The sequence below is a fragment of the Methylotuvimicrobium sp. genome (assembly GCF_050611805.1).
Classification (GTDB): domain Bacteria; phylum Pseudomonadota; class Gammaproteobacteria; order Methylococcales; family Methylomonadaceae; genus Methylotuvimicrobium.
The window spans coordinates 40620-54448 of sequence record NZ_JBNGHF010000004.1; the positions used below are offsets into that span (position 1 = coordinate 40620).

At 52.5% G+C, this 13829-nt stretch carries 15 protein-coding genes; 3 read left to right on the top strand and 12 right to left on the bottom strand.

Features of this window, described 5'->3' with window-relative positions; translation table 11 throughout:
- Positions 1–667: 667 nt before the first annotated feature.
- The 8 genes from ACRJJO_RS03290 to ACRJJO_RS03325 form a co-directional block, all read right to left on the bottom strand.
- Entirely contained in the window at positions 668–865 is a 198-nt protein-coding gene (locus tag ACRJJO_RS03290; protein ID WP_431064507.1) for a hypothetical protein, read from the bottom strand.
- Positions 866–959: 94 nt separating this feature from the next.
- The gene (locus tag ACRJJO_RS03295) at positions 960–1439 is read right to left on the bottom strand and encodes an STY4534 family ICE replication protein (RefSeq protein WP_431064508.1); all 480 of its coding nucleotides are present in this window, start codon (positions 1437–1439) and stop codon (positions 960–962) included.
- Positions 1440–1668: 229 nt separating this feature from the next.
- Complete coding sequence (locus ACRJJO_RS03300; protein ID WP_431064509.1) at positions 1669–1911, bottom strand: hypothetical protein; 243 nt, start codon at positions 1909–1911, stop codon at positions 1669–1671.
- An 82-nt stretch (positions 1912–1993) separates the two neighbouring features.
- Positions 1994–4141, bottom strand: a complete 2148-nt coding sequence (locus ACRJJO_RS03305) for a DNA topoisomerase III (RefSeq protein WP_431064510.1) — start codon at positions 4139–4141, stop codon at positions 1994–1996.
- 54 nt (positions 4142–4195) lie between these two features.
- On the bottom strand, positions 4196–4930 hold the full coding sequence (locus ACRJJO_RS03310; protein WP_125218644.1) for a PH domain-containing protein: 735 nt from the start codon (positions 4928–4930) through the stop codon (positions 4196–4198).
- A gap of 115 nt (positions 4931–5045) precedes the next feature.
- A complete protein-coding gene (locus tag ACRJJO_RS03315) occupies positions 5046–5435 on the bottom strand; it encodes a single-stranded DNA-binding protein (protein ID WP_125218643.1) in 390 nt (129 codons plus the stop codon).
- 131 nt (positions 5436–5566) lie between these two features.
- Positions 5567–6016 (bottom strand): hypothetical protein, encoded by a 450-nt coding sequence (locus ACRJJO_RS03320; RefSeq protein ID WP_431064511.1) that lies wholly within the window; start codon positions 6014–6016, stop codon positions 5567–5569.
- A gap of 46 nt (positions 6017–6062) precedes the next feature.
- Positions 6063–6926, bottom strand: coding sequence for a PFL_4669 family integrating conjugative element protein (locus ACRJJO_RS03325; protein ID WP_431064512.1), 864 nt, complete (start codon positions 6924–6926; stop codon positions 6063–6065).
- A 158-nt stretch (positions 6927–7084) separates the two neighbouring features.
- Here ACRJJO_RS03325 and ACRJJO_RS03330 point away from each other — a divergent pair, with 158 nt between their 5' ends.
- Positions 7085–7555, top strand: a complete 471-nt coding sequence (locus ACRJJO_RS03330) for a hypothetical protein (RefSeq protein WP_431064513.1) — start codon at positions 7085–7087, stop codon at positions 7553–7555.
- Positions 7556–7576: 21 nt separating this feature from the next.
- Here the strand turns inward: ACRJJO_RS03330 and ACRJJO_RS03335 are convergent, their stop codons facing one another.
- Genes ACRJJO_RS03335 through ACRJJO_RS03350 form a run of 4 tightly spaced genes read right to left on the bottom strand, consistent with a single transcriptional unit; the run spans position 7577 to position 11920 of the window.
- A complete protein-coding gene (locus ACRJJO_RS03335) occupies positions 7577–8884 on the bottom strand; it encodes an STY4528 family pathogenicity island replication protein (protein WP_431064514.1) in 1308 nt (435 codons plus the stop codon).
- A gap of 18 nt (positions 8885–8902) precedes the next feature.
- Complete coding sequence (locus ACRJJO_RS03340; RefSeq protein ID WP_125218639.1) at positions 8903–9475, bottom strand: DUF2857 domain-containing protein; 573 nt, start codon at positions 9473–9475, stop codon at positions 8903–8905.
- Positions 9476–9488: 13 nt separating this feature from the next.
- Positions 9489–11099, bottom strand: a complete 1611-nt coding sequence (locus ACRJJO_RS03345) for a ParB family protein (protein ID WP_431064515.1) — start codon at positions 11097–11099, stop codon at positions 9489–9491.
- Positions 11099–11920: a ParA family protein gene (locus ACRJJO_RS03350; RefSeq protein WP_431064516.1), complete on the bottom strand. Its 822-nt coding sequence runs from the start codon at positions 11918–11920 to the stop codon at positions 11099–11101. The genes ACRJJO_RS03345 and ACRJJO_RS03350 overlap by 1 nt, the downstream gene beginning before the upstream one ends.
- Before the next feature lie 95 nt (positions 11921–12015).
- On the opposite strand from ACRJJO_RS03350, the gene ACRJJO_RS03355 reads away from it, so the two are divergent.
- Complete coding sequence (locus ACRJJO_RS03355) at positions 12016–12957, top strand: hypothetical protein (protein ID WP_431064517.1); 942 nt, start codon at positions 12016–12018, stop codon at positions 12955–12957.
- Positions 12938–13828 (top strand): hypothetical protein, encoded by an 891-nt coding sequence (locus ACRJJO_RS03360; protein ID WP_431064518.1) that lies wholly within the window; start codon positions 12938–12940, stop codon positions 13826–13828. Before ACRJJO_RS03355 ends, ACRJJO_RS03360 begins: the two co-directional genes overlap by 20 nt.
- The last annotated feature ends 1 nt before the right edge of the window (position 13829 follow it).

The window sequence follows — 13829 nt, forward strand, 5'->3', positions numbered from 1 at the left end:
CGCCCATCCGATCAATGTTCGATCGAGATTATTCAGCACACTCGTTACAAAACTAAAGCCTGTTTCCCCATTAAAAAACCGACTATTATGCTTGCCTGACTCGCCTTCGAGTGTTCAAAGCCATACGATTGCGCACGGTCTACCGCACAAAGGGTTCCATCATTTCCCGACGATGGCGGCCGGTGTCGTCACGCAAAAACGCCTATCGCACTTTCGCAGAATGCCCTATTTTCAAGACATTCTGCGAAAACCAAACCATGAGAGTTGAAAACCAAACGATGAGAGCAGAAAAAGAGTGAAAAAATAAAAGGGGTCGAAGATCCTCCCTGATCCTCAACAGGTCAATGACCGACCGATTGCTTCAATCGAGGGTAGATGAGCAACGCCCATTCACAGTTGGCGTTTGATCGGACAACAGCCGGAATTCGGGGTAAAACAATCACCGCCCCATTGTCTGGTTCCATCGTCCGTGTTAAGGACGGCCGTAGTTTTAAATCCCGACTATTTCCATGAAACCTGCTACAGCCTGACGAATCAATCAGGCTATCGACCGGGAATCGCAGGCGCACCGGTCAAAGAGCGCGAACCGCAGTCCGCTAAGGGCGCGGCTTTACCGAAGCCGCCACGGGTGAAAAAATGTATTCGGCCAATTATGGTTCACTCCATTTCAGAAAGGTATCTCCAGCTCCCAAGGGACGTAGCAAAACGGCCCTAGAAAAATATCGTCTTTTTTTGTTGTCCGGGCAATCCAATCCGGATCGCTTTTCGTCAGCGACACAATATCATCCTGGAAGTACCGGTCGGAATCTGCGATATCCCGGCTCCACATTCTAATCACCACTTCGGCTTTTTGCATCACACACATCGTTATGCCCTCTTTTTTCGTGCTCAAAAAAAAGAAGAACCACAGACCTAATACGGCCTGTGGTTCGAGTGAAAGAAATGTCAATGATGCGAGATTAGGCGCTTGTAGAAGCTTCCGTTTCTGCTTCCGTTTCTATGGAATCTTCGTAGGAATCCTCTTGGGAACCTTCTTGTTTCGGCGGAGCGATATAGACGCTCTCGCCATCCACTTTGATCCAAGAAATATACAGCAACCTGGCTTTCAGGCTGACGCCGGTCTGGCCGGCTTTATCGCCTTTCTCGTAGACGAAAGTCTCAGCGTAAAGATCGCCCAGTTTGAATCCGATCAGGATTTTTTTCTTGTCTCGGCACGCTTTGTCCAGGCGTTTGATCAGTTTGGCCGCTTCCGAACCGCTCACGCGGCAATCGAAACGGGTGTATTCGATCGCATCTTCGGCGCCGTGGAGTGCCGCGATATCGCAGGCCCAAAAGTGTTCACCCCGTTTCACAGGCACTTCGCGAATACGATTGACGTAGCCGACGCCAGTGATGTGAAGGTCGAAGTAGTTGGTTTGGTTTTGAGTTGATTCAGACATGATGTTTCTCCGTTGAAAGGACAAAAAAAACCGGAAAAACACAGTTCGACCCCACGGGGAACTGGTTCCCCCGGCGGGTAAAAATTGAAAGGTACGGACGGGTTAAAGCACCTCTGTCCGGATAGTATCTTGATAGTCTGCACGATCCCCGCAGGAACCGGCCACCGGATACGCAGACTCGCGGCGGCAAAAGGACTCACCGACAAGCGGTGAGGTCGAGAAAGTTTTTTCAGGTCGTTATTAATCTACTGTTTTGCATCTTATCGAAAGCTCTCTTACCGTCAACACACTCATTCTGCGCATTGCCATCACCTGAAATCTTTTGATAGAGATCCTCCGGATCAACTTCGCAGTGTTTCGCGTAATCCGAAAAATCCGCCCAATTCGCCGCGATATAATCGCTCACAATACTCAAGCAAAAGCGATCCGGCGAGCTATTCGGGCGACCGTTATTCGTTTCGATAGAGGACATATCATTCACTCCTGTTCTTGCATTGCAAAAAAAATGGCCGCTGATCGTTAGCGCAACGGTCGCATGAACGAGGCCGCACCCGCTAACCTTCGGTATAACTGCATTCAGGATACCTGCTACAGCCTATAAAACTTTTCCCTTTCGCTTTCCCGTTACGAACGGTTCGCTGCACCAGTTCCCCTTGCCCGCATTCAGGACATTTCTGCCCGGTCGGCTTTGCCTTTTCCTTGGGTTTGCCCGGTTTGCCATTGTCGTCCGGTAGCACCACCTGACATTCCGGATACTGACGACAGCCCCAAAAAAATCCCTTTTTCCCATTCCGCCTAACCAACGGATGACCACACTCCGGACATTCATAGCTAGGCGTGTTCGCCCCTAACGCTTTCAACTCCGCCGGCACGCCTTGTCTCACCTGCTCGACCAACCGGGTCACCATCCTGGCCTGGTCTTCGACAAAGCGGTCGGGATTCCCGTTTCCTTGAGCAATATCTTCTAACGCCTGTTCCCACACCGCCGTCGTCGCCGGATCTTTCACCGGTTCCGGCAAGGCGTCGATTAGACTGCGGGCTTTGTCCGAGCTAACCAGATAGTTCTTTTTTTGCTTGTCGATGAATCCGCGTTTCAACAGCAGCTCGATGATCGACGCTCGGGTAGCCTCGGTGCCGATGCCGGAAGTTTCTTTCAAGCGCTTTTTCAGGGCCGGATTTTCGACGAACTTGCCGACATTCTTCATCGCTTGGATCAAGGTGCCTTCGGTGTACCGCGCCGGCGGCTTGGTTTGTTTATCGTCAACCCGACAATCGACAACGCTCACCCTGTCATCCTTGCTCAACTTCGGCAGTTCCGTTTCTTGGTCATTCATGTCCTGTTGATCGTTCTTGTGGAGTTGATCGCTCGTTTGCAGGGCGAGTTTCCAGCCGGCTTCAATGACCCGCTTGCCGGTCGACTTGAATCGATCATCACCCATGGCGAGCTCGATCATGGTTTGGTCGTATTCATGATCGTGATAAAACTGGGCCAGATAACGCCGAACGATCAAGCCATACAGCCGGCTTTCGTTCGTATCGAGCGCCCTCTTGCGTTTCACGCCGGTCGGGATAATGGCGTGGTGCGCGGTGATCTTGTTATCGTTCCATGCTTTCGAACGAATCGAGGAGTCGGCGCATTCCGCGATCGTTCGGAATTCGTCGTCGCCTTTCAATACCTCGATAATGTCCGCCGCCGACTCGTATTGCGCTTGCGGCAGATAATCGCAGTCCGTCCGTGGATAAGTCGTCAGTTTATGGGTTTCGTACAATGCCTGGGCGGTGTCGAGCACTTGCTGAGCGCCCATGCCCAAGCGATTCGAGGCCTCTTGCTGCAAGGCCGACAGTGAATAAGGCAGAGGCGCGGACTCTTTCACCCGCTTTGTGACGGCGCTGCTTATCACTGCCGTCTTACCCCGGCACCGATCTGCCACAGCTTGGGCCGCCGCACGCTTGAGACAACGGCCCTCGTCGTCGCTCAGGTCATCGGGAACTTGCCATTGACCGGTCAAACTTTCCCGGTCACTGGGTTGAAACGTCGCCATGACGTCGTAATACGGTACCGGCTTGAAGTTTTCGATCGTGCGATCGCGATCCACCACCAGTTTCAACGTCGGCGTCTGCACCCGGCCGACCGACATCACCCCGCCTTCGTATCCGGATTGCCGAGCCGATAGCGTATAGAGCCGGGACAAAGACATGCCCACCAGCCAATCGGCTTTGGAACGCGACACGGCCGCCGCGTACAGGGATGCCGTTCGTTCACCGGGAAGTCTATTGGCCAAGGCCTTCCGTATGCTTTGATCGTCCAGAGCGGACAGCCACAAGCGCGAGACCGGGCCTTTCCACCCGCCTCTATCCATGACTTCCCGCGCGATCGATTCGCCCTCACGGTCGGCGTCGGTCGAAATGACGATTTCATCGACTTTCTTGAACAAGCCGACAATAATGTTGTACTGTTTTTTTGCATCCTTGCGCACTTTCCAGACCCATTGACCAGGGATGATCGGCAAGGTCTCGAATCGCCAGGTTTTCAGTTCCGGATCGTAATCTTCGGGCGCCGCCATTTCCAACAAATGCCCGAAACACCAGGTCACGATCGTTTGCGGCCCCTCGAAATAACCGTCCCGCCGCTGGTTCGCGCCCAAGACCCGTGCGATATCCTTGGCCTGACTGGGTTTTTCGCAGAGATACAAGGCGGTCATCGCTTTATTTCTCCTGGGTCATCACGCTAAATTCAATCCTGCCCATAAAACTTCCTACGCATTCACTTCAATCCTTTCCTCGATTTCCGCCCTGACCCGCGCAGGGTTGGCGATGCCGATAAAGCGGATATCGACATCATCGGTTCCCGAGGACGCAAATTCCAAAATGCCGGTATTCAACAAGCGGTCCAGCAGCCCCTGGCGTAAACCGACCCTGCGAATTTCATTGAAACGAACGTGAGTCACGTCTCTTACCAAAATCCCGCGTCGATACGTGATTCCCCGTTCGTCGACGGTCAAGGTTGTGCCGTAATAGGCCGTCAACACGCCAATCACCAGCCATGCTAGCCAAAGTAGACCGATCCAAGCGGTTACATCGATCAACAACGACGCATCGATCCACGCAGGCAATCGCGTCACGCCCATTGCCGTCAAAATGAATACCCACAACTGTTTCGCGAAGAGATACATCGCCGTGCTTGCCAAAAACCACGGCAACGAAAAGAGATAGACACGCAAGGCCTGATGGTAAATTTTTGTTGCTCCAGGTTGCTCGCCGGCATAATCCCTGATTTCGGCTCGTGCAGCGCGTGGCTTAGATTTCGCCGTTCTAGCTCTAACCACGACGAATTTAGGAATGGTGTTTTCATCTGCCGTTTCATCGACCCGATAACGGTTCCCTTCTTGAAAACGAGAGGACTCCCGATTCAACAGGTCCCGCATTTGCTCAGCGGTCTCCATTCTTTCGAACGGTTTGCCGTCGAGATTGAGAATAGTCTGTCTATTCATGCGATAACCTTCGACCGGCGGTCATACCCATTCCCAACGCCCTGTGCTCGGGTTGATACACGCATCGCCTTTCAACAAGTGCTGTACTTGTAAACGACTGGCGTGTTGTTGTCCGTCATGCCGCCACATCGCTCTCCACCTGCTGTTTTTTCTCGCGATAGATGACATTTTCGACACACATCGAATCAATGAAAAAATAATCCGCCGACAGGCGCATTTCCGAACGAATCTCGCCGCTTTCTTCATCGGTCCATTCCTCCATCCGCATTGTTCCGGAAAAATACGCCCTGGCGCCTTTTTTCAACACACGAATGGCTTCCTCCGCGCGAAAGCCCCAGATATCGACATTCAACCAAAATCCGCCTTTGTCCTTGAAATCGTCGCCGACTGGTCGGTCGAAATACACCCGCAGGTTGGCGACTTTCCTGGATTCACCGTCGACGACGACAGGCGTCAACGTGGGATTTTTACCGAGATTGCCGATACCGCTAAACTCATTGATCATGTCGATCTCCTAATTACATTTAAGACAAGCGAAGGCGCTAACGGTGAAGCACTGCCGTCTATGCTAACGGTGACCTTAGCGATTTTTTTCAGCAAAGACCAGTCGAAACCGTGTTTACCATTTCAAGGGTTTTATTCCGTCATCTCATGACGCCGGGCGGTATGCTGAAGATAGGTTTTCAGCCGCTTGATCTCGTTCAGCCGCAAGGAGTGGGCCAGATTCAAATCCAAGGCCCATCGATCGAATCGCCGGTAACATTGCCGAACGGCTTCCGATTGGCGCAGTAAAAACGCTTTGCCTGCTTCGCTATCGAGTAACAGATAACCTTGCCGTCCCCGCACGCCTTTGCGCCGCCAGCGGATATACACCGTCAACGAGCGCACTTGCTGCACTGTCAGATAGATTTCGCGCGGTTCGGCAATCACTTGTCTGAACGCCCTTGCGCAGTCGAGCATCAGATGCCGGATTTGCTCGTTTTCAGTCTCAAGTTGCTGAATTCTGCGCCAGGCTCCGGCTTCCGTTGTAAACGGCAAAAAGGAAGGGATTATTTGCTTGAATGGAAGATCCAGTGTCGAACACATGGCTCGCCCCCTTACCCTTAAAAGGTAAAACCTTTTGTAAGCGCTGTTATCTACCCGGAACCGAATCGGATTCCGTTTCTTCGGACTTAGGATCGATACCGATAGCCTCGACCAACCGGTTATCGATCGACTCTGTTAGCGGGATCGCTTCGGCAGTATCGCTCTGTTTCACCTGAACGGTCACCGGTTTGCTCGGTGTTCTCACTCTGATTTCCGGAGCCAATGCCGCGCGAAGTCTTGTCGATAAGATCGGTTCGGGGCATTCGCCGAAGATTTCGACCGCCCGCACGGCATTGGGATTTTGCGCTCGCATGTCCTCGCGCGTGACGCCGGTGAATTTCCATTGACCGGCCAGGTTGAAGGTACGGCGAATGGCTTTTCCGGTCGCCTGCAGCAATTGCTCGGACAAAGCCCGGTCGATCAAGGCAATATGCCTGGCCGTAAACACGCTGCGGGCCAAATCGTCGTAATCGGCAACCAAGTATGCGCCCATGTAGCCATAGGGGTTCTGGAAAAATATCGGCACATGGAGCGGTTCCAGCGAGTTGGCGACCTGGATGTCGAAACCTTGGAGTTCGGTCATGCGCTTGTTCAACCAAACGGTCTTTTCCTGGATCAGCTTTTTGCTTTCCTCCAGGGATTGCTCGATTCGCAATAAAAACCAATCGGCAAAAGGATCGTCGGCTTCCGACGACAGCCAGATCAATTTCATACGGCGGCCGAAATCCAAAAGACCGATGATCGGCTCGACCTGCGGACTGCGCTTTCGCCCGACGACTAACTTTTGGGCTTGCCGGGTTTGTATCGTCATACGGGTCTGACTCCGAAGGCCGCCCGGTTGCTCGAAAATCGAACGCGGCGATCGGGATGTTTCGGCTTGTGTCGGTTCAGTTTCAAAGAAAGCATTCATCATTCCGTCCTCTTGCTGTTGTGAAAGACCTGTGCGACCCGCACAGGTCCAAAAAGCGATTTAGGGTGTGCGGGTCGCACAGGTCGTTTTCGTTTGGTTTAAGGGTGTGCGGGTCGCACAGGGTAAACTCTTACTCTTCGAACAGGCCAAGCCCAAACATGACCGATTGCATACGATTCGACGTATTGCAATCATGGCCGGATCGTCCGGTCTTGTTGCTGGGTGTGCGACCCGCACAGGGTAAAAAGTCAATTCTCGTCTCGTTGGCCGGCATTCCTTCGTTTCATTGTCGGCGCTACGGATGCGTGATCGCAGATAACATCCGGATTTTTCTCCCACTGTGCAGATCTTTCCATATGACTCTGGGGTGTGCGGGTCGCACAGGGGTAAAATCTCATTCTCCGAACACGCTAAGCCCAAACATGACCGATTGCATACGATTCGACATATTGCAATCATGGCCGGATCGTCCGGTCTTGGTGCTGGGTGTGCGACCCGCACAGGGTAAAAAGTCAATTCTCGTCTCGTTGGCCGGCATCCGTTCGTTTCATTTTCGGCGCTACGGATACTTGTTCGCAGATAACAATCGGATTATTCGTCAATTGTGCGGATCTTTCCGTTTGGTTTAAGGGTGTGCGGGTCGCACACCCTCATTTCGGTTTTCCCCGCCGGTTCAATGCGTCGCGCAGTCGTTGCGTGGGATTAGTTTTCCTGGATTGGCCGGATTTCGCCTTACCGTCTGCGACCGCTTCCTGTCCAGTCTGGCTCATCTGGGCGAGTTCCTGTTGTTTTTGCCTGACTTGCGCTTCTGCGTTACGTTTTCGTTCGCGGTTTTCCCGATAACGAATGCTCAGACTGGTCAGCAAGGTGTTGCCCTTCGCCTGTTCGTTACAGAGCCAGGCCAGATAAGCCACGGGATTACGGATCGGTTTGCTGCTTTGGCGTTTGGCTTCGATCTGCGCTGCGGTTTCATCGAGAAAGCTCTGCCGATGTTCCGGATCGATGGCTTTCAGGTACAGGCAAGCCAATTCCCGTTCGCTGGCGTTGAAGTCGGGCGGAAAAATCAGCGCGCTCGTTTGCTCATCGTCTGTTCGATTTTTCGATTCCGGCGAATTTGTAGTAGTAGTTTTTTTAATAAAACTACTACAACTACTACTTGTAGTAGTTGTAGTAGTATATAGGCGAGCGCGGTCAATTTGCTTAACCGCGCTCTTATCCGATTGATTTTCCTGTGTTTCTTTTTGTTCTCGAGCCGGGTTAATCGTATTGACCCGGGGCGTTTGAACCAGGTCAATTAAATTGACCCGGTGTCCCGAGTTAAGCAGATTAACCCGGTCTTGGCCGTTGACTCGACAAAAGAAATCATCAATGGCCGATGTTGAACCGGGTTGGTCGTCGATAAAACTGTGATGACTGGCGATCGAATCATGAATCCCTTGCCAGATCGCACTGGCAATACGTCTGATTTGCTTGTGTTGATGCTCACGTTGTTGTTTCACGAAGGTTATATAATCGGTATCCAGATACATCGCATCGGTGATGGAAATGGGGCTGTCGTGGATCGCATAGATATGTCCCTTGAACCGCCCGGTCTCGTGACGCAGTTCCGAACACATCGAAATCCAGCGGGTCAAGCGCAAGACGAACAGCACCTTCGATACGGTTGGCTTGGAGTAGCCCAATTGCGCTTGTAATAACCGGTGCAATGACAAGATGACGGCCGAACCGGCCAGCGCTTGAGTTCGAATGATGCCCCAACAGCGAACATCGATCGCATCCAAATCGGGATCCACCCAGATGGATCGCGGTATCGCGTCTTGCCAGTGACCGAGATAGAGCAGCGAATCGGTCGACGACTGCTCCGAAGTCGCCGGCTTGATCGATTCGAGTTCACCGGCAATCCGCTGCGCAAGTCGCCTGACCGATTCGGAAATGGAAGCCGTGGGAACAACCGTCATGCCGCATGCCACCGAACATCAATTCGGTCCGCCGTTATAGGCGCCTTCGAGACAGCCGGCGAACCATTCCTGGATCAATGGCCAGATCGCGCTGATTTTGATTTGGGTTTGCTGATGGACATACAGCAGCCGCTCGGCGATAGAGAGCGATGCCTGTTCGGTCTCCCGCCAATGCTCCCAAATTCGGGCTTGTTCGTCTTCCGAAGGGATACTCGGTCGGCCGTCAGCTTTGGGCAGGTTCAGATATTTCCGGTAACCGGCGGTATCGGTGCTGGTCAAGCCGAACAAGGCGCGCATCACAGGCAAGGAAGCTCCTGCCGTCAACAGTTGCAGGATCAATTCGCGCTGCCGGATGCGCCGGCCGCACAACATCATTGCGGCATCCAAGGCGTCGGAATCGAAGCGGATCTGCATGTAGGCGGCCTTGGTGGTTGCCGCCATTTCATGGATTTCCTGCGCACTGAGTGCCAGGATCTTTTCGATTTGATCGTTGCGCAGTCCCAAGCGGTGGGGTGTTTCATAATCTCCTTCCGCCGCCATACGGGATACGCACATCAATGTATGCAAGGCTAATTCGGCTTGTAAGTTCATAGTGACCTCGATGCTATGCTGAACGCCTGGTGGGCCATAGCCGTGTGGATGAGAAACGATGACGGATCAGACGGCAAGTTTCCATCAATTTAACGATATCGATGAAAACCGGGTCCCCGATCACCTCCGGATTCTGAAGCACTTCATGCGGATACATCGCCAAACTGGGTGCCGGTCCGACTAATTGATGCAATTGTTCCGCCTTATCGGCGGTAAAGAGACGATACAAGGCGGTATGCTCCCAAAGCGACATGCGCTCTTCACTGACGCTCTGTTCGGCGATCCCCAGCAATAACCACCAAAGCCCCCAACTGTCATGGGACGTAAACGCCTGGTCGGGTTTTTCGATGACGAACCCCATGCCCTGTTCGATCGGCAAGACCAGGTGTTCCTTGTCGATGGATTTGGCGATACGCTTGGCCAATGCATAAGAACGGTCCTGCAGCGATTCCAATCCGGCATCGTCGCGCATTGGATCGGCTTCGCTCAAATCGGGAACCAGGAAATCATCGAGTCGTTCGGCCTCTGCCGTCCCCCTTTCCTCAAAAGAACCGGCTGCCTCGCCATTCGCATCGTGTTTCGCTGTGATGTCGGGTTTATGCGTCGGTTTTTGCTGTTGATTATCGACGGAATGCGTTGGCGGATTGTCGGATGTCGAATTTGCATTGGCGATGGCTGCATGCGGGTGCCTGGCGTCATCTGCATCGACTGGCTGTTGTATTGAATTTGGCTGGTATTCAGTATCGGCGGCTGATTGCTTGAACAACAGTGCGTCGACCTCTAACCGCAAGCGCTGGGCGGTGGTATTTAGATAACCCGCCAGCTTTTTATCCAATGCCCGACGTACCGCATCAAAATCCCAATGTTCGCCGTCATGAGCCGACATGACATCGGCAAACAACGGCGCAAAGTGATCGGTCTTATCCTGGCAGTATTGTCGGTACGCCTTTTCGGTATTCTTAATTGCATCGATTCGGTTGGCCCCGAGTCCGTTACGTAACGCAACGGGAATCGATTGATCCAACTCCAGCGCATAATCGAAACGGATCAGATGCCTCCGCGATAAGGCATAGCCCTTTTCTTTGACGAGTTTACAGAATTCACTGCGCGAAAAGTTCGTTCCGGCTTCCGCTTCCATCTGGTTCTGTAACTCCCTGATCGCATAGGCCTTGTCGATCAAGACCATCTCCCCGCGTATTTCATTTTCGATGAGATGAGAACACAATACGGAGGATTCCGATTGCCAGGGCACAAACAGACAATGCACCCGATTGAAGCTTTCATCGCCCGTCTCTCGGTACAGTTCATTGAGAATGGCCAAGCGGGTATTGCCGCCCGACTGCACCATGTAACGGGTTTCGCCCGGACGGCGAGTCACATTGAAAGGATTGTTCAAACCGCGCTGTTCGCGGATCGACGCTTTGATATCCTCATAGGCGGGATTGTGCTCGCGCCTGGGATTTCGATCGTAGGCTTTGATTTCGTTCAATGCCAATACCAATTGTACCGGTGTGATCGGGTCAGATATCGGCAGCGCCTCCCCGGAGTCGTTGGAACCGAAATGCCCCTCCAGCAACAGACCTTGGACTTCATCTTGCGAAAGACGTTTCTGCCGGGAAGCCATTACTCGTCCTCCATACTGGCATCCAAATTAGGTAGATTGGGGATCAATTCGCGGGCCAGCGCTTGCATCGTGTCAAAAGCGCTGACGGTTGGGCCTTTGCGCTTTCGTTCAAACCGATGCACCGGCATTTTATGGGTTGCGGCTTCCCTATAGGCGACCGCATTCGGAACGACCGTATCGAGAATCGTGATCGCTCCTTTGCTGGGCAAAAATGAGGCTTTCCGCAATTCTTCGGCGATCGTGCGCGCATCAATGGTGCGGTCTTGTCGGTAGATGACACCGCGTAAAGGGCCGATCGGAGCGCCCAATCGAGCCATCGGCTCCAAACGTTGAATCATCGCGACTGTGCCGCGAACGAATTCCCGCGCCGATAGAATTTCCGGCGGAATCGGCGAGAGCATGAAATCGGCGGCAGCGACAGCGGCATCTTGTAAAGGGCCGACGGCACCTTGCGTATCGATCAGCACGAAATCATAATGCACATCGCATTTGCTCAAAATATATTTGAGTCTTACCCGGCCATCGACCGTATCCCGAATCCAATCGCGCAACTTGCCTTGAGGGTCGTCGGACAGGACGATGTCGAGCTGTTCGACGTCGGTTTGACTGATCACCGACTCGATCGACGAGTTGACGAGCAGATGAGTTAACCCGTGATTTGCCCGGTATTTTATCTTATAGTAACTGGACAAAGTCGGCTGAGGGTCCGCGTCGATCAACAGCACGCGATAACCGGAATCGGCCAGGATGCCGCCCAGATTGGCGGTCAGTGTCGTCTTACCGACACCGCCCTTGGTACTGACAATAGTGATTTTGATCATATTTTATTGTTAATAAATTATAAAAAGTATAGATAGTTAATCCATTTACTAACAATTGCTTATGATCATAGTTTATATTTTATAAAAAAACAATAATGAAACCCACGAAGGACTCAATTTCTGGTAATGTCGAGCGCATCACCCTGCCATTCGACCACTGGTTGAAGATTGAAGAGCCTCTGTTTTTTTCACAAGCAGACGCTGCCATTCCGAAGCATTGGGAGATCATGGATACCCTTGCGTCGCTATCACCCCTTCTCCGCTCGGTCGCCTTGATCCGGATAGACGGTGATCGGCTGTGTAAATTAAACGGCAGGCAACGCTTGCAGTTATGGAAATCGGGCGCAATCCAAAAACCCGAGACGGTCACGGCGGATATCTACGATGTCTCCCAAGCGGAATTCGACAAACTGCGCCAGCGCCTATACAACGAACGGTTAGAGTTATTACCGCCACATGAGCTGGTGATTACGACCTATAAGGAATTAGGCCTGAACTTTAGCTCGGAACGCCTCAATCAAGGCTTCATCACGGAAGCGTTGAATATCGCGTTGCGCGGCAAGCCTCGGGCACAACAAGACAAACGGTCGGTTCGGGAAAAACAGGAAATCGACATCAAAAAGGCGATTGATTCTTTAAAAGAGGAATTGACGGCCTTGGACCGGCTAGATCTAAAACCGGAATTGTTTGTGACCGGCGTATTGGCGGCCGCGCTGATCATGGTCGCGAACGATCCCAACACCCTTGAATTTTTTCGGCGACTGAATACACTGGAAGGAAAGGTCTCCGCCGACGGATCCTTCGATCCAGTAGAAGCCTTACTGACCGTCATCGATAGCTATAAAAACAAGCGCATACCCCAGGCACGCATGCAAGTCGAGCTCTGCGGCAAAACCGTCAAAGCGGTCATGCTTTGGAACCACGGCGTAGACTCTCCCAAGTATTGGATCAAGAATGCCCTGCGCGTCGCGGACTATCAGCCTTTCATCAGGGAACTGAAAAGGATCAAAGCGATTCATGAGGCCAGAGATTTATAGGCGTGCCATCGTTGCCGCCTTGATGATTTTGCCGATCATCGCTTCCGCTTGCCAGGCGGAACCCACCCGTACGCTCATCCTATTACCCCAAGCGAAAGCACCCGCTCAACGGATTTTCGACGCCATCATCGAAGGCATCGGGCAGATACTACCGGACAGCACGTTCTTAACTGTCGATAAACGGATGCAACCGGACCAACTCGATAGCGTGCTGAGCGCAGCCAATCCCGAACGCATTATCGTCCTGGGTAGAACGACAGCCGACAGAATCGCCTCGACCAGCCATCGCGACAAAATGGTCGTGGCCGGCGCCTTATTCGAACCCGATGAATTTGCCGGCGTCACCCTTGCCATCGACAGCCGTAGACTGCTTCAAGAGATCAAAACCATCCTCCCTTCCCTGCGACGGGTATTTATCGTTGGCTCACCTCGGCAACTGCATATCAGAATCTACCCAGACAGCCTAAACAGCCAACCGTCAATCGTCCCAGAGCTTCATCAAGACCCGTTAACCCATTCCCGTCGATTATGGCAGTTGCTGGAACAAGCCGATCAAAAAACCGATGCCGTCCTTGTTCCAAGTCAACTGGATCGAGATATTCTGTACGAACTGGCGCAATTGGCTTGGCAAAAAAAAATCATCCTTTTATCCACCAACCTGGCTCATTTGAATCAAGGTGTGCTGATGGTTTTTTATCCTGACAACATCGGGATGGGCCGGCAAGTCGGCAATTTCACGATCCAACACCCAGGACCGGGCTTTGAAAGCCTGACCCACATCCATATCGCCTTGAATCCCACCGTCGCCAAACATCTAGGGCTCTCCTTTGCGCCCGATGTCTTGAGCCGCATCCAGTTACAGGTCAAATGAC

Bases quoted from the DNA above. Each gene is read 5' to 3' on its own strand.
- ACRJJO_RS03335 (WP_431064514.1), bottom strand. From the start codon at position 8,884: ATGACGGTTGTTCCCACGGCTTCCATTTCCGAATCGGTCAGGCGACTT.
- ACRJJO_RS03350 (WP_431064516.1), bottom strand. From the start codon at position 11,920: ATGATCAAAATCACTATTGTCAGTACCAAGGGCGGTGTCGGTAAGACG.
- ACRJJO_RS03325 (WP_431064512.1), bottom strand. From the start codon at position 6,926: ATGAATGCTTTCTTTGAAACTGAACCGACACAAGCCGAAACATCCCGA.
- ACRJJO_RS03355 (WP_431064517.1), top strand. From the start codon at position 12,016: ATGAAACCCACGAAGGACTCAATTTCTGGTAATGTCGAGCGCATCACC.
- ACRJJO_RS03290 (WP_431064507.1), bottom strand. From the start codon at position 865: ATGTGTGTGATGCAAAAAGCCGAAGTGGTGATTAGAATGTGGAGCCGG.
- ACRJJO_RS03345 (WP_431064515.1), bottom strand. From the start codon at position 11,099: ATGGCTTCCCGGCAGAAACGTCTTTCGCAAGATGAAGTCCAAGGTCTG.
- ACRJJO_RS03340 (WP_125218639.1), bottom strand. From the start codon at position 9,475: ATGAACTTACAAGCCGAATTAGCCTTGCATACATTGATGTGCGTATCC.
- ACRJJO_RS03315 (WP_125218643.1), bottom strand. From the start codon at position 5,435: ATGATCAATGAGTTTAGCGGTATCGGCAATCTCGGTAAAAATCCCACG.
- ACRJJO_RS03310 (WP_125218644.1), bottom strand. From the start codon at position 4,930: ATGAATAGACAGACTATTCTCAATCTCGACGGCAAACCGTTCGAAAGA.
- ACRJJO_RS03360 (WP_431064518.1), top strand. From the start codon at position 12,938: ATGAGGCCAGAGATTTATAGGCGTGCCATCGTTGCCGCCTTGATGATT.
- ACRJJO_RS03295 (WP_431064508.1), bottom strand. From the start codon at position 1,439: ATGTCTGAATCAACTCAAAACCAAACCAACTACTTCGACCTTCACATC.
- ACRJJO_RS03305 (WP_431064510.1), bottom strand. From the start codon at position 4,141: ATGACCGCCTTGTATCTCTGCGAAAAACCCAGTCAGGCCAAGGATATC.
- ACRJJO_RS03320 (WP_431064511.1), bottom strand. From the start codon at position 6,016: ATGTGTTCGACACTGGATCTTCCATTCAAGCAAATAATCCCTTCCTTT.
- ACRJJO_RS03300 (WP_431064509.1), bottom strand. From the start codon at position 1,911: ATGTCCTCTATCGAAACGAATAACGGTCGCCCGAATAGCTCGCCGGAT.
- ACRJJO_RS03330 (WP_431064513.1), top strand. From the start codon at position 7,085: ATGACCGATTGCATACGATTCGACGTATTGCAATCATGGCCGGATCGT.